The 19834-nt window shown below is 52.4% G+C and carries 15 protein-coding genes; 4 read left to right on the top strand and 11 right to left on the bottom strand.

Annotation, left to right across the window (positions count from 1 at the left end; translation table 11 throughout):
* Positions 1-1467: 1467 nt before the first annotated feature.
* Entirely contained in the window at positions 1468-2490 is a 1023-nt protein-coding gene (locus tag KF947_RS18825) for an IS110 family transposase (RefSeq protein ID WP_227404785.1), read from the top strand.
* Between the two features lie 977 nt (positions 2491-3467).
* Here KF947_RS18825 and KF947_RS18820 read toward each other — a convergent pair.
* The gene (locus KF947_RS18820; RefSeq protein ID WP_133730262.1) at positions 3468-4472 is read right to left on the bottom strand and encodes an OmpA family protein; all 1005 of its coding nucleotides are present in this window, start codon (positions 4470-4472) and stop codon (positions 3468-3470) included.
* Positions 4473-4789: 317 nt separating this feature from the next.
* On the opposite strand from KF947_RS18820, the gene KF947_RS18815 reads away from it, so the two are divergent.
* Together KF947_RS18815 and KF947_RS18810 are read left to right on the top strand one after the other, a co-directional pair.
* The gene (locus tag KF947_RS18815; protein ID WP_227404784.1) at positions 4790-5455 is read left to right on the top strand and encodes a hypothetical protein; all 666 of its coding nucleotides are present in this window, start codon (positions 4790-4792) and stop codon (positions 5453-5455) included.
* A 4-nt stretch (positions 5456-5459) separates the two neighbouring features.
* Positions 5460-6050 (top strand): FlgO family outer membrane protein, encoded by a 591-nt coding sequence (locus tag KF947_RS18810; protein WP_244286478.1) that lies wholly within the window; start codon positions 5460-5462, stop codon positions 6048-6050.
* A 36-nt stretch (positions 6051-6086) separates the two neighbouring features.
* Here KF947_RS18810 and KF947_RS18805 read toward each other — a convergent pair whose 3' ends face one another.
* Positions 6087-7493, bottom strand: coding sequence for an MBL fold metallo-hydrolase (locus KF947_RS18805; RefSeq protein ID WP_227406319.1), 1407 nt, complete (start codon positions 7491-7493; stop codon positions 6087-6089).
* 96 nt (positions 7494-7589) lie between these two features.
* Positions 7590-8300 carry a SapC family protein gene (locus tag KF947_RS18800; protein WP_227404783.1) on the bottom strand — a complete coding sequence of 237 codons (711 nt, stop codon included), beginning with the start codon at positions 8298-8300 and terminating at the stop codon, positions 7590-7592.
* 330 nt (positions 8301-8630) lie between these two features.
* On the opposite strand from KF947_RS18800, the gene KF947_RS18795 reads away from it, so the two are divergent.
* The gene (locus KF947_RS18795) at positions 8631-8783 is read left to right on the top strand and encodes a hypothetical protein (RefSeq protein ID WP_223288246.1); all 153 of its coding nucleotides are present in this window, start codon (positions 8631-8633) and stop codon (positions 8781-8783) included.
* 8 nt (positions 8784-8791) lie between these two features.
* Here the strand turns inward: KF947_RS18795 and rfbC are convergent, their stop codons facing one another.
* From rfbC to KF947_RS18755, 8 genes are all read right to left on the bottom strand, one after another.
* Entirely contained in the window at positions 8792-9343 is a 552-nt protein-coding gene (gene rfbC / locus KF947_RS18790; protein ID WP_223288247.1) for a dTDP-4-dehydrorhamnose 3,5-epimerase, read from the bottom strand.
* Positions 9343-10227 (bottom strand): glucose-1-phosphate thymidylyltransferase RfbA, encoded by an 885-nt coding sequence (gene rfbA, locus KF947_RS18785; protein ID WP_133730258.1) that lies wholly within the window; start codon positions 10225-10227, stop codon positions 9343-9345. Before rfbA ends, rfbC begins: the two co-directional genes overlap by 1 nt.
* Before the next feature lie 34 nt (positions 10228-10261).
* Complete coding sequence (gene rfbD / locus KF947_RS18780) at positions 10262-11161, bottom strand: dTDP-4-dehydrorhamnose reductase (protein WP_223288248.1); 900 nt, start codon at positions 11159-11161, stop codon at positions 10262-10264.
* A 166-nt stretch (positions 11162-11327) separates the two neighbouring features.
* The gene (rfbB, locus tag KF947_RS18775) at positions 11328-12386 is read right to left on the bottom strand and encodes a dTDP-glucose 4,6-dehydratase (RefSeq protein ID WP_223288249.1); all 1059 of its coding nucleotides are present in this window, start codon (positions 12384-12386) and stop codon (positions 11328-11330) included.
* 85 nt (positions 12387-12471) lie between these two features.
* A complete protein-coding gene (locus KF947_RS18770) occupies positions 12472-13932 on the bottom strand; it encodes a DUF6056 family protein (protein ID WP_227404782.1) in 1461 nt (486 codons plus the stop codon).
* A 132-nt stretch (positions 13933-14064) separates the two neighbouring features.
* Complete coding sequence (locus KF947_RS18765; protein ID WP_223288251.1) at positions 14065-15021, bottom strand: glycosyltransferase family 2 protein; 957 nt, start codon at positions 15019-15021, stop codon at positions 14065-14067.
* Positions 15018-15383 carry a GtrA family protein gene (locus tag KF947_RS18760; protein ID WP_227404781.1) on the bottom strand — a complete coding sequence of 122 codons (366 nt, stop codon included), beginning with the start codon at positions 15381-15383 and terminating at the stop codon, positions 15018-15020. Before KF947_RS18760 ends, KF947_RS18765 begins: the two co-directional genes overlap by 4 nt.
* 256 nt (positions 15384-15639) lie before the next feature.
* Positions 15640-19638, bottom strand: a complete 3999-nt coding sequence (locus KF947_RS18755; RefSeq protein ID WP_227406318.1) for a beta strand repeat-containing protein — start codon at positions 19636-19638, stop codon at positions 15640-15642.
* Positions 19639-19834: the final 196 nt, after the last annotated feature.

The raw sequence follows: 19834 nt of genomic DNA, 5'->3' as shown, positions 1-19834 counted from the left end.
ACCCCTCACCTGATTCCAGTGGGCTGCAGTGAGCCAAGCCCTTTGATGCCCGCCTCCCCCGGCGGGCTTTTTTTTGCCCCACCTAAGGGGCGCCTACGGCACCCTTCGCGCGCTGGAAGCGCCCTCCTACAAGTAGCTTCTGGCTTAGGGCTGGCTGTCTGGTGTTGTGGGAGGGAGCTTTAGCTCGCGACCATTCTAGCTTCCAGCCTGAAGACACTAAGGGGCGCCTGCGGCACCCTTCGCGCGCTGGAAGCGCCCTCCTACAAGTCGCTTCTGGCTTAGAGCTGGCTGTAGGGTGTTGTGGGAGGAAGCTTTAGCTCGCGACCATTCTAGCTTCCAGCCGGAAGACACTAAGGGGCGCCTGCGGCCCCCTTCGCGCGCTGGAAGCGCCCTCCTACAAGTAGCTTCTGGCTTAGGGCTGGCTGTAGGGTGTTGTGGGAGGAAGCTTTAGCTCGCGACCATTCTGGCTTCCAGCCGGAAGACACTAAGGGGCGCCTACGGCACCCTTCGCGCGCTAGAAGCGCCCTCCTACAAGTAGCTTCTGGCTTAGTGCTGGCTGTATGGTGTTGTGGGAGGAAGCTTTAGCTCGCGACCATTCTGGCTTCCAGCCGGAAGACACTAAGGGGCGCCTACGGCATCCTTCGCGCGCTGGAAGCGCCCTCCTACAAGTAGCTTCTGGCTTAGCGCTGGCTGTAGGGTGTTGTGGGAGGGAGCTTTAGCTCGCGACCATTCTGGCTTCCAGCCGGAAGACACTAAGGGGCGCCTGCGGCCCCCTTCGCGCGCTGGAAGCGCCCTCCTACAATAGACAACTGCCTCGGTGCCAAAGCTAGTGGTGGGAGGGAGCTTTAGCTCGCGACCATTCTGGCTTCCAGCCGGAAGACACTAAGGGGCGCCTGCGGCACCCTTCGCGCGCTGGAAGCGCCCTCCTACAAGTAGCTTCTGGCTTAGGGCTGGCTGTAGGGTGTTGTGGGAGGGAGCTTTAGCTCGCGACCATTCTGGCTTCCAGCCGGAAGACACTAAGGGGCGCCTGCGGCCCCCTTCGCGCGCTGGAAGCGCCCTCCTACAAGTAGCTTCTGGCTTAGTGCTGGCTGTAGGGTGTTGTGGGAGGAAGCTTTAGCTCGCGACCATTCTAGCTTCCAGCCGGAAGACACTAAGGGGCGCCTGCGGCCCCCTTCGCGCGCTGGAAGCGCCCTCCTACAAGTCGCTTCTGGCTTAGTGATGGCTGTATGGTGTTGTGGGAGGGAGCTTTAGCTCGCGACCATTCTGGCTTCCAGCCGGAAGACACTAAGGGGCGCCTACGGCACCCTTCGCGCGCTAGAAGCGCCCTCCTACAAGTCGCTTCTGGCTTAGTGCTGGCTGTATGGTGTTGTGGGAAATGGGATGGATCCGTCCCTCTGTGCCAAGATGAAGAAGTACTTCATCTAACGTGCGCAGAACACTGACGGCATCTTGAAAGAGGATCCATCCATGAACAACATTAGCATTGTGGGTATTGATCTTGCCAAGCATGTTTTTCAACTTCATGCCGTTGATGACAGTGGCCATAAAGTGTTTAGCAAAAAGATCAAACGTGATCAGTTGAGAACAGTGATGGCGAACCTTCCGCCCTGCATCGTGGCCATGGAAGCGTGTGGCTCCGCTCACTATTGGGCTCGTGAGATCAGCCAGCTTGGTCACGATGCACAACTGCTCCCTCCACAAGCCGTAAAACCGTTTATTCAGGGGCATAAAAATGATGCACGCGATGCCGCCGGTATCGCCGAAGCGGCTGCACGCCCGGCGACACGGCGCGTGACAGTGAAAACCCAGGAACAGCAGTCGCTACAAGCACTGCACCGGGTACGCAGCCGCCTTGTGCGTGCTCGGACGGTGGTCGGCAACGAGCTGCGCGGACTGTTAAATGAGGTTGGCATTATTGTGGCTCAAGGCCACCGGGTTATCCGACAAGGGGATATACGCCAATTGCTAGACGAGCGTCACGATCAGTTGGGAGCCACGTTATGCAACGTGATCCATGACCTCTTAGATGAGTGGCTAGCACTCGACACGCGCATCGCCGAGTACGACAAACGACTAGAGGCGTATGTTCAGGCCTCTCCCTGCACGAAGCAGCTGATGAGCGTTCCTGGCATTGGCCCTGTCAATGCCACCTTGCTCGTCAGTCATATGGGGGATCCCAAGCGTTTCCCTAATGGACGGCAATTTAGCGCTTCTATTGGTTTAGTGCCACGGCAGTACTCAAGTGGCGGTAAGAACGTCTTAAAAAGCATCACCAAACGTGGCAACAGCGAGGTGCGGCGCCAACTCGTTCATGGTGCCAGGGCGGCTTTGAGGCAGTTTCAACGTCAAGAACACCCCGACCGACTGGCTCAATGGGTCATACGGCTGGCGGCACGGGTAGGTCAGCGAAAGGCGATTGTGGCCCTCGCGAATAAAATGGCGCGAATTTGCTGGTCGATACTCGCTCATCAACGCTCTTATCAAGCCTAGAAAAGTGAGGCAGTTGCCTCTACGAGGTACTTAGAAAAAGTCATATTATCGTTTGAAGTAAGTACACCCGAGGTTGCGTGAGTAAGACATTTGATGGCACACAGGTAAGACCGACTCTCTGTCACTCTGTGAAGCTGTTAGGCCCCTTGAGAGGCCGCGTGGGAGATTAAGAGCAGAGAGTGCGCATTCCATCAGGGCCAGGTAGTCGCGCTACCATCAAAGGCCGGATATAAGCGTGCAGTCCTCATCCGTGTGCATCTCGTGGCTTGCTTGCTCAACGGGACGGATCCATATAAGGAAGCTTTAGCTCGCGACCATTCTAGCTTCCAGCCGGAAGACACTAAGGGGCGCCTGCGGCACCCTTCGCGCGCTGGAAGCGCCCTCCTACAAGTCGCTTCTGGCTTAGGGCTGGCTGTAGGGTGTTGTGGGAGGAAGCTTTAGCTCGCGACCATTCTAGCTTCCAGCCGGAAGACACTAAGGGGCGCCTGCGGCCCCCTTCGCGCGCTGGAAGCGCCCTCCTACAAGTCGCTTCTGGCTTAGTGCTGGCTGTAGGGTGTTGTGGGAGGAAGCTTTAGCTCGCGACCATTCTAGCTTCCAGCCGGAAGACACTAAGGGGCGCCTGCGGCCCCCTTCGCGCGCTGGAAGCGCCCTCCTACAAGTCGCTTCTGGCTTAGAGCTGGCTGTAGGGTGTTGTGGGAGGGAGCTTTAGCTCGCGACCATTCTGGCTTCCAGCCGGAAGACACTAAGGGGCGCCTGCGGCCCCCTTCGCGCGCTGGAAGCGCCCTCCTACAAGTAGCTTCTGGCTTAGGGCTGGCTGTAGGGTGTTGTGGGGGCTGTATGGTGTTGTGGGAGGAAGCTTTAGCTCGCGACCATTCTAGCTTCCAGCCGGAAGACACTAAGGGGCGCCTGCGGCCCCCTTCGCGCGCTGGAAGCGCCCCCCCTACAATTTAATAGAACCTTGCAACAGTGAGTATTTACTACTCAACATGAATAACCACCTCAACCCGCCGATTACGTGCACGCCCTTCTGCGGTGGCATTGCTTTCAAGTGGTTTTGTTGCTGCCAAGCCTACGGCGCGTAAACGTTCAGCATCGACACCTTCAGCTTCCAGCGCTTCCACAATGGCAATGGCGCGGGCGCTCGACAACGCCCAGTTAGATGAGAACTCATCGGTGTTAATGGTCTGGCTGTCCGAATGCCCCTCAACCCATACTTCGCCATCATAGCGCTGAATAGTTTCCAACAAACTGCCCACTAGTGACGAGCCGTTGTCGGTCAACTCAGCCGTAGCAGAAGGAAATAGCAGTTGATCCTGCACGCGGAGGCTAATCCCCTCCGCCACCCGCGACACTTCAACACCCTCCAGGTCGGGCAGATAGGTAGACTCTTCTACGCGCTCCGAAAGCGCCTGGTTTAGCGCAAGTGCACCCGCTACTGACTCATCGCTCACCGCTTGTACATTTACCGGGGGGCGGTCGGTTAACACCACCATGTAGTCAGCCAAGGGTGATGTAAAATCATCGCTGCCCGCGGGCATCAGCAGTTTTGGCAAGTAGAAAGTCGGCTCGACAGGCTGCGGCGGTGCTGCCAAAAGCGGTGGAACCCCGAAGCTGACTCGTCGAGGAAGATCAGTCAACTTGGGCAAGCCCGCCACGCCAAGTGCCGCACTAATGGCCATAGGGTTCAACCCTGCCCCACTCCACCGAGCAATGTTCACACGATCATTATTTATCTGAGCCAAAGAATCAGGCAAGGGAACGCCTAAAGTAGGCGATATTGTGCCAACGTCCTCGTTCACACTATTCGCCTGGTTCAACTGAGGGATAATCGGCCCAGAAGCGGCAATAATGACGACAAAGAGGGCCACCAACAAAGTCATTATATCGAGATAGCTGATCATCCAACCGCTACCACTATCACTTTCATGGTAGGCCGACATTAGCGAATCGTGGCGCGGGCCGCCGCGATGATCTTCAAGCATGGGTATTATCGCTCATTAAAGTTTTTAACCTCGTGGCCGATTTAGCTAAATATGACGAATCAGGCTCATCAAGCTAGGCATGTCAAATCAGTCGCTTATAATTAGTGATATCGAACCAGGTACTTCAAAATCAGGTGCTTAAAAATTAGACACGTCGAAATTAGATACGCTGAATCGGACATGGCAAGCTAAGCATGGCAAACAGTCTATCAAAAGCCGTTTTGTAGCGAAAAAGGAACCAGCAGGTGCGCACTCGTCCCAGATTATTTCCATTATCCAATTGCATACGCCCTGTAAGTTTGGGGCTGGCAAGCCTAATGCTCAGCGGCTGCTTTTATGCCAACACATCCCAAGCGCCGATCGCCACGACCTACCCCTATACAGAACAGCAGCGTATGCAGGCTGCCCACCACTGGGATGTGCTGGCCCGTCATGAAGCTACCAGCATTTTGCAACGCGAGCGCGTTCGCAATCGCGATTTACACATTAGCGAACCCGACAATGAAGCACTGCACGCTTACAGCGGCGGTGAATTTGGACGCGGCTTTCGCGCGCTACTGACCAGCGAGCTGGTTTCGCGTGGCGCTAACCTAACCACCGTCCCTACTGCGAACAGTGCCAACATCACCTTTGATGTCGAAGTCGTCGAACACCGGGATCGTGGTTTTATCCGCCCGCCCGTCGGTGCTTTTACCGCACTCACCGCAGGTATCGCCGTGGCCACCATTCCCTATAATCAGTGGGCCGAACCTGCTTTGGGGCTAATCCCCGCCGCCATGCTTGCCGATACCACCAGCGGTAGTTGGACACACACCGGTGACGAAGAGATCATCGTGACCACACAAATTATCGATGGCGAGCGAATTCTCTACTCTTCGTCCAACATTTACTACATCAATGCCGGTGATCGTCGTCAATATGCCCCGCACCGAGTGCCTCAGGCACCTACCACACCCTCCGTTCCTCTTACTGATACGTGGTAATTTCATGCTGATGACACTTTTAACTACCTGGCGCGCTCGCTCTATCAGCCATGCTGCTCGTGGGATGGCCATGAGCATAGCGCTACTGTTCCTGGCTGGCTGCAGCGCGCTGGGTAATGCTAACAACAGACCCGCTGAACCGGAACCCGATCTCTCTGAATTGGTTCATGCCGCTGCTGAACAGATGGTTGCCAGTAATCCAGAGCTCACACGCTATAGCCCCATGATTGCCGCCACTTTTGTGAGCATCGACAATCTAAGCCAGTCATCTACGCTTGGGCGTATCAGCTCTGAAATCATGGCCTCCGCACTGGCCCGCCAGGGTATGCAGGTACGCGAAGTCAAAATGCGCGACAGCATGTTTATCGAAGAGAGCGTGGGCGAACTAATTCTTTCACGCCAGGTTCAGCGCCTAACCGCACAGCACAACGCCCGCTCAATATTGATGGGCACCTACGCACAAGGGCAGGACTACGTCTATGTGAGTGCTCGCGTGGTGCGGGCAGGCGATGCTATGGTGCTTGGCAGTGCCGATTTTCGCCTACCGCTCAATAACAACACCCGCAGTCTGTTAGAGGGCCAGGGGGGCTGGTAAGCAACAGAAAGTCACTCCCGCGATAAGCACAACAGCCTATACAGAATTCTCAGGTAAATTCACGGTTATAGGTTGTTGATGCTTATCCGCCATTGCTTCGATGGCAGCCTTAAGCGCCAGTTTTGCAGATGTGTCACCGTGCACCAAACGGATTTCCTTAGGCCAATGACGCATTCTTTTGATAAAAGTTAATAAATCCCGTTGATCCGCGTGGGCGGAGTAACCGTTAATAGTCGTAATCCCCGCGCGAATATCGTAACGCTCGCCATCCAGCATTACCCAGCCACCCTCAGGCCCATAGCGCTGGATATCACGCCCTGGCGTGCCCGCCCCCTGATAACCCACAAACAGCACCTGATGACGCGGATTGCCCAACATGGCTTTTAAATAATTTACCACCCGCCCACCGGCGCACATGCCGCTCGCCGCAATCACCACCGCAGGCCGACCACTTTCGGCCAAATAGCGCACTGTTTGTTCATGTGCTGTATGGCTATCCACGGTATACAGCGCATCAAAATTGAGCGGATGACGCCCAGCCTTTATCAGCTTTTGCGCTTCATCATCCCAAAATGGTTTTAAATCACGGTAAACCTGAGTGAACCGAGCGGCCAGCGGCGAATCCACAATAATCTCTAGCGACTGCCAGAGAGAGCCACTGCCCGCACGATGAATAATAGTCTCCAGCTCGTAAAGCAACTCCTGAGTTCGGCCAATACTAAAGGCAGGGATAATAACAGTACCTTTATTCTCTAGCGCCTGCTCAATGGCCCGCTTTAGTAGCGCCGCCCTTTCGTTACGCCCCTCATGCAGCCGATCTCCATAGGTTGACTCAATCACCAGCACATCAGCTCTTGACGGCGACTTAGGCGCGGGTAGTAGTGGAGAGTTAGCGGCGCCCAAGTCTCCGGAAAAGACCAAGCGTTCACGGCGTTTCGAATTTGTTTCGCGTAGGGAAACTTCCACATAGCTTGACCCCAGTATATGCCCTGCACGCTGCAGCTTAACCCTGACCATTAAAGAGGAAGAAGCTTCTAAAGTGTGCCATTTAGCATAATCCAGAGGCACCAACTGCTCATCGACCCGCTGTAAAAATTGTTCAATGAGGCGCGCATTTCGGGTAAAGCCAATTTTCAGCGCGTCTTCAATGACCAATGGCAGTAGTTTAGCCGAGGGCTTTGAACACAAAATGGGCCCATTAAAACCAGCGGCTAACAAGTAAGGCAAACGCCCTACGTGATCAATATGCACATGGGTTATCACTAAGGCTTTGACAGTCGAGATATCAAATCCGATAGTGAGTTGTTCGAAACTATCCTGCTGTGCATCCTCCCCCTGAAACAAGCCACAATCTATTAGTAGTGAAGACTCACTATTGACGATAAGCTGATGACAGCTGCCAGTAACACCACTAGCACCGCCTCGATGAATGATCGTGGATATAGAGTTGTCGGGTGTATTAATCGCTATTACTCGTTTTCCAAACAGTACCTCTAATAGTCAATTGACGATGCAATAAAAACAAATAAAAAGCAATTTTTAATTAGCATCTTGATTTAAACATCCCGCATGGAACAGAGAACTATGCTGATAGGCCGCTAATTCCATGGCATGATGCATTTGCAGGTCGGCAAAATCTTCGCGGGATAATCGAGCAATGGCACCAATATCAACGCGATAAAGCGGCCTATCACGCTCTTTATTGTTTCCCATTATTTTTTCTGTTTCAGAAATAAGTATCAACAACCCCTTTCTTGCTAAAAGTTCGCAGGCGCTATGGACTATTTCACTGTCTATCTTTAAGCGGTGGAGTAAATGAAACCGATCCATTACCGCTTCAGAATAACCACGATTTTCACTAAAGAGAGGCAAAGCCCCCGTATCTTCAAGCGGGACAATACACCGCTTGTCGATACCTAGCTGAAAACCACTTTTGGAAGCCTCTAAAAGCATGAGAGAAAATGGATATACTTGCGCACTTTGGGGTACAAACACGTGCTTCAGCGGCTCAGTGTTTCTACCCCTAATACTCGATAGGAAAATATCGTTAGTCACGACGACTATTAGCCAACGCTGCTCACAGCGCATTATGACGATTGGAAGATGGGCTGATGCCTGCGCCATCTCACTCAGGCTGACGGGAAGCCATGTGCAATCATGCTTCAACGCCTCAGCTTTGTCGCCATTCCAGCCTAAATTCGCATGTTCGGCGTAGTCCAAAAGCACTAGGTGTGAATACCAAGTTGGCATGGGCAGCCCTCAAACAAAAAGTTACTTTATCTAACACTCTGCCCATTACTGTTACCACACTTATACATTTTTTTTCACAAAAAAAACACGAAAAAGCCCGCCATCATCTATAAAGCGTTTAAGGGCACTCAGATTTAACTTTAAATTAACGATTAAGCAGCACCTACTGTAGACATCAATAAGAATGCATTAAGAAAAGGTTATATGTCACCTAAGGTAGATTTAAGCTTAATCGGCCATTTTGCGTCTTAGGGTTCAGGCCGAAACCGCTAAAGCCAACTATCGAGTGTGGGGGGCCTCTTCAGCGGTGATTCAACATTTCGGCGATGGGTGCCTAATCTGAGAGTGGGGGCGCAGCTGGCTATTACCAAACAGCTCTCCCTGCGCGGGCGTTTCACCCGCCACTTCGATGCGGGTGAAACCGACAACCTACCAGGGTTTGATCTGGATGTGATCAGCGCAGGGGTTACCTGGCAGTGGTAACGCCACTGCTAACGTTTATAAACATCTGCCTTAGAAAACGTGCTACCCGCCTGATCTTTTTCAGAGAGCGAAAACTCAACGGGTAGTTCTGGCCACTCAATGGCCAGCTCAGGATCATCAAAACGGATACATCGCTCAGATTCGGGATGGTAATAATCAGTCGTCTTGTATAAAAAATCCGCCGTTTCCGAAAGCACCACAAAGGCGTGACCAAAACCCTCAGGCACCCAGAGCTGACGGCTGTTTTCAGCCGAAAGCTCTACGCCGACCCACTGGCCGAAATGAGCAGAATCGCGGCGAAGATCGACCGCCACATCCCACACGCTACCCTGCACAACCCTCACCAGCTTGCCCTGGGGCTGCTCCAGTTGGTAATGGATGCCACGCAGCACACCCTGGCGGGAGCGCGAGTGGTTATCCTGAACGAAATCACGCTTGCAACCCGTGGCCTGTTCAAACGCTTTTTGGTTGAAGCTCTCCATAAAAAAGCCCCGGGCATCGCCAAACACTTTGGGGGTTAAAATTAACACATCAGGCAATGACGTTTTTTCAACCAGCATTAATAGCCCCCTTTAGCATCTAAACGGTGAAGCAAATATTGTCCGTAACCGGTTTTCGCAAGCGCGGTGGCGCTTTCACGCAGAGCTTCATCGCTTAACCACCCTTGCTGCCACGCTATCTCTTCTAAACATGCCACTTTCAAACCCTGGCGATGCTCAATAGTTTGCACATACTGGCTAGCCTCCAGCAGGCTATCGTGAGTGCCGGTGTCCAGCCATGCGAAACCACGGCCCAAGCGCTCAACACGTAGGTCGCCACGCTCTAAATAGGCATTATTGATGCTAGTGATTTCCAGCTCCCCCCGATCAGAAGGCTTCACCTGGCGAGCAATTTCAACCACATCATTGTCATAAAAATAGAGACCGGTCACCGCGTAAGGCGACTTCGGTTTGGCAGGCTTTTCCTCAATGGAAACTGCTTTACCATCAGCATCAAACTCCACAACACCAAAACGCTCGGGGTCTTTGACCAGATAACCAAATACCGATGCCCCACTCGCTTGGGCAGACGCACGCTTGAGCTGCTCAGAAAAGTGCTGACCATGGAAAATGTTATCGCCGAGCACCAGGCACACCGGCGCATCTCCGATAAACGATTCACCAATAAGAAACGCCTGGGCCAGACCATCAGGCGAAGGCTGCACGGCATACTCAAAACGTACGCCGAACGTATCGCCATTGCCCAAAAGGTTTTCATACTGGGGCAGGTCTTCCGGGGTAGAGATAATTAAAATTTCCCGGATACCAGCCAGCATCAATACCGAGATCGGATAATAGATCATCGGCTTGTCATATATCGGCAGCAGTTGTTTTGAAACACCGCGGGTGATGGGGTGTAAACGAGTACCGCTGCCCCCCGCTAAAATAATGCCTTTACGTTGCATCGTTGTTGCTCCTTGCTCATTGCGCACGCACGACTTAGCGCGAGCTTGCTATTTCTTCCACGGTAAGCGCCAACTGGCTCTGCCAACTGGGCATCTCAATTCCCAACGCTTTTTCTAGTTTATCCACTGCCAGCCGCGAGTTAAGCGGGCGAGCAGCAGGAGTTGGGTAATCACGGGTAGGGATAGCGCTAACACTCTCGGAAGTAATCGTTAGCGGTAACCCTATATTACCTGCCAATTGGAAAATCTCGCAGGCGAACCCGTGCCAACTGACTTCCCCTTTGGGGGCCAAATGATACACACCGCTCCCAATATCATGACTGGAAGTCTTAAATTGTAAGGCAGTTAACACCTGCTGGGTAACCAGCGCAATTAGGCGTGCGGGGGTTGGTGCGCCCACTTGGTCACTGACAATACTCAGGGCAGAGCGTTCAGCGCCTAAACGCAGCATGGTAGATAAGAAACTCTTCCCGAAAGCGCTGTATACCCAACTGGTACGAAAAATCAGATGCTGGCAACCGCTGGCAGCTATAGCCTTATCACCCGCCAACTTAGTAGCGCCATAAACATTACAGGGGCCCGTTGCATCATCTTCGCGCCAAAGGGCGCTACCTTCACCGCTGTATACATAATCGGAAGAGTAATGCACCAACCAGCAGTTACGCTTCTGGCAGTATGCCGCCAGTTGAGCGGGCAGTTCGGCGTTTAACCGCGTTGCCAATGCTTGATCCGTTTCGGCGTTGTCCACCGCCGTATAAGCGGCTGCGTTCACCACCACATCCGGCTGATGCTGAGCCAAGTAAGCACTTACTGCGTCAGCGTCCGAGAGGTCAAGCGACGCCCTGCTAGGTGCTAATATCTCGCCTAGGGTGGCCAGTTGACGGCGCAGCTCAAACCCTACCTGGCCGTTACCGCCGGTGATAAGCACCTTCATAACCCATTCCTTTATAAAACATTTGATTTCATCATCTTAACAGCCTAAACACCGCACCGGTGGGAGGCTGCGTTAGCTCGAGACCATTGGCTAGCAGCCTGAACAAACCACCAGTGGGAGGTAGCTTTAGCTCGCGACCGCTAGGCCACCAACACTGCGTTAAGAGCTACAAACTCCCCAAACGTTCGCCCTGGTAGCTGCCATCCTGAACCCGCTGCCACCACTCCCGGTTATCCAAATACCACTGCACGGTTTTGCGCAATCCGGTCTCAAACGTCTCCTCCGGGCGCCAGCCTAGCTCTCGCTCAATTTTGCTGGCATCAATGGCATAGCGCAGGTCGTGGCCAGGACGGTCTTGCACAAAGGCAATCAAATCCCGATATGAACGCTCCGCAGGCACCAGCTCTTGAAGCAGGTCACATAGCGTTTCGACCACTTCAAGATTGGCTTTCTCGTTGTGTCCCCCAATATTATAGGTTTCCCCAACGACGCCTTCGGTGACAACCTTCACCAATGCACGCGCATGGTCTTCAACATAAAGCCAATCCCGAACCTGCTGGCCATTGCCATAGACCGGCAGTGGCTTACCTGCCAAGGCGTTCAAAATCATCAAGGGAATAAGCTTTTCAGGAAAGTGATAAGGCCCGTAGTTATTCGAGCAATTGGTAACCAACACCGGTAAACCAAAGGTACGCAACCAAGCGCGCACCAGGTGGTCAGAACTTGCTTTACTGGCAGAATAGGGAGAGCTGGGCGCGTAAGGGGTCTCTTCGGTAAAAAGCTCTTCCGGCCCTTCTAGATCACCGTACACTTCATCGGTAGAGATATGGTGAAAGCGAAAAGCAGCGGCTTTGTCAGGTGCACTTTTTTGCAGGCCCTTCCAGTAGTGCCGTGCAACTTCTAAAAGCGAATAAGTGCCTACAATATTGGTCTGGATAAACGCCGCGGGGCCGTCTATCGAGCGATCCACGTGGGACTCCGCCGCCAGGTGCATCACAGCATCCGGTTGGTAGTGATCAAAAATAGCGACCATGCGGGAAACATCGCCAATATCCGCCTGCTCAAACGCATAGCGGTCGCTACCCTCTACCTCGGTAAGAGACTCCAAATTACCAGCATAGGTAAGGGCATCCACATTGACCACATGGTGCTCAGTGGATTGGATCAAATAACGTATAACCGCTGAGCCGATAAAACCGGCCCCACCAGTGACTAAAATTTTCATGTTAAACCACCACGTCCAAGTGTTTAATTCGTCCAAAGCACATGTGCATTGCGCTTACCATGCAGTTTGGCTGATAGCTATTAGGCTATTGTCTCAAGTCCAGGGGCGCTTGCCATTCAATGTTCACCCCTTCTGGTACTTGGTAGTAACGCCGCATCCACGTTTCGACCAGCTCACGCTGGTAAGGCATTGTTTCAGCAAAGCGATCATTCGGTAGCCGATACAAAACCAGTTGGTCAGGTACCCTCCCCACTTCAGCCTCCATACCTGCTGCCAACAACTTAGCCCCATTGAGTTGATGGGTCGGGGCATTTTGGGCATACCCCTCATAAACCGCCCCAGCTTTATTGGCTGCGGGCACAGCAAATGCCATCAATACCACCACCATTAATAGAGGACTAAAACGAAATACCAAGGCACCCGCATAAGTAAGCGGTATTAACATTAAGCAGTAAAAAGTCAGTAGTGCACGGGAAGCAACCACTGGTGCCAACAGCAGCAGCACCAAAGAGGCAACCGCTGCAAAGAACGCAGCAGCAATAGCAACAGGAACACGATGCCACCAAACTCCCAGCATTAATACAACGCCGAATAGTAACAACAAAGCTGGGAAAAATAACGTTAACCCCTGCCAAGCGAGTAATGCCAGCAATAGCGTTCCAACACTCAAGCCTGCAGCCACAAAGGTAGTTTTAGCATGGCGAGTGAACAGCAAGGCTCCATAAACTATACCTGCAGCTAGCCAGGCTAATAGCGCCAAGCGCCCCTCAGGATGCAATATTAGCTGGTTCATCACTTGAACATTAGCTAAGAGTGTATCAACGACCCCTTCATGGGGGTAATGAGAGACTGCACGACGCACAAAATTACCTGGAGCAAAAATAACCAACGCCCCTGCACCAATAGTGATGCACAGCCGACACAACCACAGACCTGCGCCCTCCCAGCTCCGTTGGGCTAAAAACTGCAGCACGCCATAGGTCAAAACAAAGGCTGGCATAGCAACAGCCATTTGCTCATGAAATAAAGCGGCCAACGCATAAAGCAGCGTAGCTAACCAGTCCAGCCGTCCATTGCGAGCAACACGCCAGTTTGCCAAACCAAACAGCGCCAAACCCCAAACATAAGCGATTGAAGCAGAAAACCAATACAAGCCACTAGTAGTGACAAATTCTGGCAACGCCAATAGGTAAACAACAGGCACCAGTAATACCGGATGCCATGGCTCCCCTTTTCGAGCAGCCGCGGTTGCACTCACCACCATCACGGCAAGTACAAAAACTTGTACAACCCTTACAGACTCAATTCCCCAGGAAAATAGATTAATTTGCAGATAGAAGGGGAAAAATCGGCCTGACCAGTTCCAGTATTCACTGTACAAAAAGCGGATTAAATCGAATTGGGTAAAATGGCGCCCAATACCAGCCCCCACCTCGGTGGTATACGTTAGCGTGGCGTACCCCCAGTCATCGTGATAAGGAAACACCAGCGCATGCTGCGCAAGCATGAACACCACAAAACCACCGAGTAGCGCCCCGCCAAACACGCGCTGCCAACGGCTACACCCCAAAGGCTCAGACCACGGCCCTTGGGAGGAAACACTTTTTTCACTCTGCATAGATTCTTTACCTTTACCTGCAACGCCCTAGCGCAGCTTTACTAGCCTATTAAAGATCAGCTATGAATCTATGGTGTCGTTATAGTCGCTTATAGACTTGCCCAGAACACGCTTCACCACATAACGCGGACGTTGCTTCACTTCTATATAAATACGGCCTATATATTCACCCAGTACGCCTATACCCACCAGTTGAACACCGCCAAGAAACAGAATGGCTGTCATTAACGAAGGATAGCCGGGTACAGGGTTACCCCAGATAATTTTTCCCATCACCAACCACGCCGCGTATATAAAAGAAAACAACGCAACGCCTAATCCCAGATAAGTCCAAATTCTTAAAGGCACAGTGCTAAAGGATGTAATACCTTCAACCGCCAGGTTCCACAGTTTCCAGCCATTAAACTTAGTACTACCAGCGGCGCGTGCAGCACGTTCGTAGCTAACAACATCGGTTTTATAACCTACCCAGGAAAGCACCCCCTTCATAAACAGATTGCGCTCAGGCATCTGCAAAATCGAGTCAACCACTGGTCGAGACATCAACCGAAAATCACCTACATTTTCTTCAATTTTGGGGGTGCTGATACTGTTGTGGAAACGGTAAAACCCCTCTGCGCTTAAGCGTTTTAAAAAGCCATCCTGGCGGCGGTCAACACGCTTAGCCAACACCACGTCGGCCCCCTGCTGCCACCTTTCTACCAGTTTGGGGATGACGTCAATGGGATCCTGCAAGTCGACATCGATAGGAATAACGGCATCACCGGTCGCATAAGAGAGCCCTGCAAAGAGTGCGGGCTCCTTACCAAAGTTACGGGAAAAATCGACCAGCACTATCATTTCATCGGTTGCCACAAGCTGCTGAGCAATCTCAATTGTGGTATCGGTGCTACCATCATTCACAAGTACAATTTCAACATCGTACGGAGCTAGCGCCTCACTTTCACGAACAGTGCGATAGAAGAGCGCCAGCATCGCCTCTTCGTTGAAAACTGGCACTACTAACGACAGTTTCATGTACGCTCCTTAAAGACAAAAAACTGTGAATAAACAAAACCCAGCACTAGACTTAAACCAGAAAAAACTACTAAAGTTATTACTGGTGCCAATGCTAATACATCAGCAGTAACGCCGATTAAAAAGCTAAGCAAGCCCATAGCGCAAGTAAACAATAAGTACCTTAGTGGCGTCGCTTTGGCTTGGAAGGTAAAGCGCGCATTGGCAAAAAAAGAGAACGTGACGGCCACAGCGAAAGCCAACAAATTACTCCAGGATTGAGAAATACCCAGGCCAAGGTTCAACAGTAGAAATACGACCCAATGCAGTAGCGTATTAATGACACCAATACTGAGATAACGGGAAAAACGCTGCACCAGCATGTAGTTACCACTCAAGACTAATTAAAAACTGCGGCGACACCAAGCTCGCAAGCCATAACAGCACGCGTGTAGGTGAATAATGGGCAGCAACTCTACCCTAAAGCCAAGGAGAGCGCGAGATAGACCGGTCGTCTACCCCGCCATGAACAAACGAAAGGCTTTGCCAAGCACAGCTAACACGATTACGGCAAAGTGCATGCAGAACGAAGTGATGCCGCAACGACTCCCCCGCCACAAGGGCGAGGGAGGTCACCGTTTATCCCCACAGCCCCTCATCGGCAGCCGTGATTATACGCCCCTCACCTATGCCGTATTGCATATAGTGGTTCAGGGCTCCGATGCCTGTAGCAACAATATCTGAGTTGGCCTCTTTATAGGCGGTAATATCCATCCAGGCGGAGGGGTTTCGGTTCTCGGCCTCGCCGAACAGCCGATAGTGCTCATAGCCACTCGCAAAGTTACCCTGCTGAATAGCGCTCGCCACATCTACGTTAGCGGCCCGATAACCCGCTTCATCAAAAAGCACGTTAGGGTCGCGCCCCTCGCGCTCTCCGTACTGCACATAGTGTGCATAACCACTGGCGAAGCCACCTTGGTTAACAGCGGCCGCCACATCCGTATGCTGGGATAGATAGAACGCCTCATCGAAGACAAGATTGTCCCGTCCGTTGCCTTCAGATCCCGCTTGACGCCCCTCACTGCGGCCATATTGCTGGAAATGAGCGCGCGCATTGGCGAACACCCCTTGGGTGATCGCCTCCGCCACATCGGTATAGCGGCTGACATAAAAGGCTTCATCGAAACTGGTCACTGCAGTATTGACTAGCTCGGGAGCTTTAGCCAAGATCACCTGATCAGCGAAGCGCAGCAGTTCAATGCCTGTCAGCGTATCCACGCCGGTAGCCGCAGAGCTTATCGTCAGGCTTCCATCGCTAGCCTGATCACGCTGGACACTGTTTTTCACGGTATCGAAACGGGCCACATCCACTCCCGAGCCACCGTTCAGTTGATCATTGCCCTCCCCGCCAAACAGGCGATCGTTACCCGCATCGCCGAAGAGAAGGTCGTCTCCCCCTTTGGAACCGATCACATCATTACCGCCGCCACCGTGAAGCTCGTCGTCACCGGCTCCTAGAACGATAAATTGATCGGCATTATCCGCAATCACTACATTATTACCGGCGCCGCCACTGATTGATGTTGCACCAACAATGCTGGCGAAATCGATATTATTGAGCTGAATAAGGTTGCCACTGGGCAGTGCGCTAGCATCAATAACGAAGGCCTCAAGATGGTTACTACTTGCACTGCCGTTTCCGGCATTTCCGTTGATCTGAATAGGGGTATTGGCCGAGGCGCTGCCGCGGTCACTAAGTATCAGCGTGCGGATGTCAAGCAGCATGCCATCAGGGCTAGTGGCAAACCATTGCCTGACAATACTGGTCTGATCACCCAGGTTGCCGGGCTGTTGAACACCGATACTATCAATCAGATCTATTTGCGCCTGCTGATTGTTGACGGCGCTGCGCGCGCCTTGGTTGATCAGGCTCACACTTCCGGGCAGCGTAACGGTGACCTCGTTGCCGTTACCGCTGTTCTCTACCAGTTTGGAGCTACCGCTACTACTGCCAGTGTTGGTGATTGTCTCGCTAAACGAGGGCTGCCCTGAAGGAGTATTGGGCTGTGGCGTGGGCGGGGTGACCTGAATAGGGGCTGGAGCAGGCGGCGGAGCAGGTGGTATTGACTCGTTCACATCAGTGACGCTAATGGCTAGCGTCAGAGGCGTTGCTCCTCCGTTACCATCGCTGGTCTCAACAATCACCTCGTAGATGCCGTCCTTGTCGTGATCCGTGGGCACCTCAAAATCCGGGGCAGTATTAAAACTCAGGGCACCGGAGTTGGCATCCAGCGAGAACAGCGCACTGTCCGCGCCCCCTTGGATAGAATAAAAGAGCTTGAGATTATCGACATCGGTGGCTGCAAGCGTGGTAACCGAAAGACTGTTCTCGGGCACCGCAAGGGTGGCCGCCGTGGTAAACACCGGCGCATCGTTGACCGGCGTTATATCCATCCCCACCTTACCCACCACAATGTCCGTGCCACCCCCAGCACCGCTATTACCACCGTCATTAATAGATAGCGTAAGGTTCGCAGCAGCTAAACCGGCGGCATTCGCAGCACCGGTATAGAGCATATTGGCGGGTGTATTAAGATAAACATTCACAGCCGCTAAAGTGCCGGCCAGGGTCACTGTGTCGGTGCCATTGCCCGATAGATTCACCGCCCCGCTGGCCGCCAAACCTATACTTCCCGTAGAGGCCTTGAGGGTAACCGTCACGTCCCCCTTGCCGCTATCGACATCGCTAAACGCAATGCCGCGAAGATCAATGGTTGAGGCAAAATCCTCTATAACGGTAAGGGTAAGAGGTAGCCCGGTGACTATCGGGTCATCATTGGTGGCGATAATAGACACCGAAGTGGAGCCCTGCGCTATTCCTGCCCCACCGGCACCCTGCATACCTGTGTTTCCATCGCTAAATAGATAGTTCAATGACACAGAGCCGCTTGGGTTATCACTGCTGTTAGCATACTGGATCGTTTGCAGCACCTCGTTTACCAGCGCCGTCGTCGCTCCACTGCCAAAATTAACATTCAGCGCGCCGCCCGCATTTGACCAATTGGCAAACGTAACTCCCCCGGTCAGGAGAATATTTCCTAAAATTGAATAGGAGGCTCCCTCCGTGTCGAAAGAGAGCTGATCCTCAGCATTCGAACCAAGCTGGCGTGAAAGCGTTAATGAGGCACCATTGAAGTCGCCGACACCATTATTGAAGGTAACCAACTCTTCGTCGGTAATGCTTAAATTACTATTAAGCCTTACCGGGCTTGAGCCTTCGGTAAAAATTGGTGCACCATCCAGTCCGGCAAAGGTAGGAGCCGCATTGCCTTCTACTAGCGTAATGGAACGCGCAGCTACCGTGCTACTCAGTTGGCCATCGTTAATGGCGTATTCAACCGTGCGCGGGAGCGTGCTTGGGTTCTGTGACGTATTGGCATAGGCGACGGAGCGGAGCGCCGTTTGCCACTCGGCCATGGTCGCCGAGGCACCTGCTGAGGTCAGCGTCATGGTGCCAGTTAGCGTATCAAAGCTGGCGCTGATATTACCCATGGTGGTGCCACTGTTGGTAAACAATAGCGCATCTTCATTGCTAACGTAATTACCGCTAATGGTAACCACCGCCTGAACCAAAGTAGCACTGTCTATATCAGAAAGCGTCAAACCGACATCAATAGGCTTAGCACCCTCGCCTTCGATAAACGTTAATGCACCCGTGGAGGTAGTGACTTCAGGCGCGTCGTTTACCGCCTGCGCTACTACCTTGCTGGTAATATTTAGCGAGGTGCTGTTATAGCCGGGTTCTCCGTTATCGCGTAGCTCAAGAAGTGTTATGTCACGTGCGCCCGCCGTAGGGTTCTGCCCACTGTGCCGGTAAGCCATGCTAGCGAGCAGAGAGTTCATATCAGCTTGACTGAGTGACACTCCACTAACGGTTACCGTTGCGCCTCCCCCCGTCGTGGAAACAGCATAACTACCGCCGCTAACCAAACCATTACTATTAGCCCCCAAGCTAATATCGACCCCGCTCAGTGAAATAACTTCTTGCGCGCCCTCTTTAACACCAGAGACAGAGAAAGTAAAACCGGTAAAACTCTGCCCTGTATCGTTGGTATTCGCATCCACACCACTAAACAGAGTGACTGCCTGCTCATCTTCGATAAAAAGCGGGTTTTCAGGCGTAACTGATAACGTAGGCAGCAAACCGGGAGGGGTGGCCACTACGTCTAATGACAGTTTGTAGTCGAGAACCACCGTACCATTACCCATCATCAAGCTATACAACCCAGGCTGCAAATTGAAAGCTTTGGTAAAGGATTCTAAGGGGCGGCTCTCTATAAGGTTGCCAAAGAGGTCACTCAAATAGAATTGAGTACCGCTATTGATTACTATATTGCTCACCGTAAGGGTTATGCCTTGAACCTTACTATGCTGCGGTACTTCCAAAATAATGGTGTCGGAGCTATCGTTTGCACCTCCAGACTCAATATGGCCCTGCCAAACATTGGCACCGGATTCATCGAGCACCCAGGCGGCGAGGGTTGGTTGGCCGAGGCTATCGGTGCGCGCTGCGAAATCGTTCACATCGCCACTGACAGCCTCATCATAATTAATCGGCCCTACTGGATTTATCTGCATATTGCTCAATTTTTTCTCCCCCTGCCTGGCATTGCTTACCTGTGGCAAAAGCCTTTTTATGAAGAACTACTTAACCAACCCGTGAGAAAACTGCTACTGCTTTCAAAGCTGGAAATATTACTCCCTTTTTAAAAGTGCATCGCTATTTTTTATCAGTCTAAAAAATGACATTAGTCGTAGCGTTTACCTAGCCAAC

This window comes from Halomonas sp. FeN2 (assembly GCF_020595105.1).
GTDB lineage: Bacteria > Pseudomonadota > Gammaproteobacteria > Pseudomonadales > Halomonadaceae > Vreelandella > Vreelandella neptunia.
The sequence above is the reverse complement of the archived record's forward strand: the minus strand, read 5'-3'. Positions and strand labels throughout refer to the sequence as shown.

Coding starts and splice junctions, on each gene's coding strand:
- rfbA (WP_133730258.1), bottom strand. CDS start 10,227: ATGCAACGTAAAGGCATTATTTTAGCGGGGGGCAGCGGTACTCGTTTA.
- KF947_RS18765 (WP_223288251.1), bottom strand. CDS start 15,021: ATGAAACTGTCGTTAGTAGTGCCAGTTTTCAACGAAGAGGCGATGCTG.
- KF947_RS18825 (WP_227404785.1), top strand. CDS start 1,468: ATGAACAACATTAGCATTGTGGGTATTGATCTTGCCAAGCATGTTTTT.
- KF947_RS18760 (WP_227404781.1), bottom strand. CDS start 15,383: ATGCTGGTGCAGCGTTTTTCCCGTTATCTCAGTATTGGTGTCATTAAT.
- KF947_RS18820 (WP_133730262.1), bottom strand. CDS start 4,472: ATGCTTGAAGATCATCGCGGCGGCCCGCGCCACGATTCGCTAATGTCG.
- rfbD (WP_223288248.1), bottom strand. CDS start 11,161: ATGAAGGTGCTTATCACCGGCGGTAACGGCCAGGTAGGGTTTGAGCTG.
- KF947_RS18755 (WP_227406318.1), bottom strand. CDS start 19,638: ATGCAGATAAATCCAGTAGGGCCGATTAATTATGATGAGGCTGTCAGT.
- KF947_RS18815 (WP_227404784.1), top strand. CDS start 4,790: ATGCTCAGCGGCTGCTTTTATGCCAACACATCCCAAGCGCCGATCGCC.
- KF947_RS18800 (WP_227404783.1), bottom strand. CDS start 8,300: ATGCCAACTTGGTATTCACACCTAGTGCTTTTGGACTACGCCGAACAT.
- KF947_RS18810 (WP_244286478.1), top strand. CDS start 5,460: ATGCTGATGACACTTTTAACTACCTGGCGCGCTCGCTCTATCAGCCAT.
- rfbC (WP_223288247.1), bottom strand. CDS start 9,343: ATGCTGGTTGAAAAAACGTCATTGCCTGATGTGTTAATTTTAACCCCC.
- rfbB (WP_223288249.1), bottom strand. CDS start 12,386: ATGAAAATTTTAGTCACTGGTGGGGCCGGTTTTATCGGCTCAGCGGTT.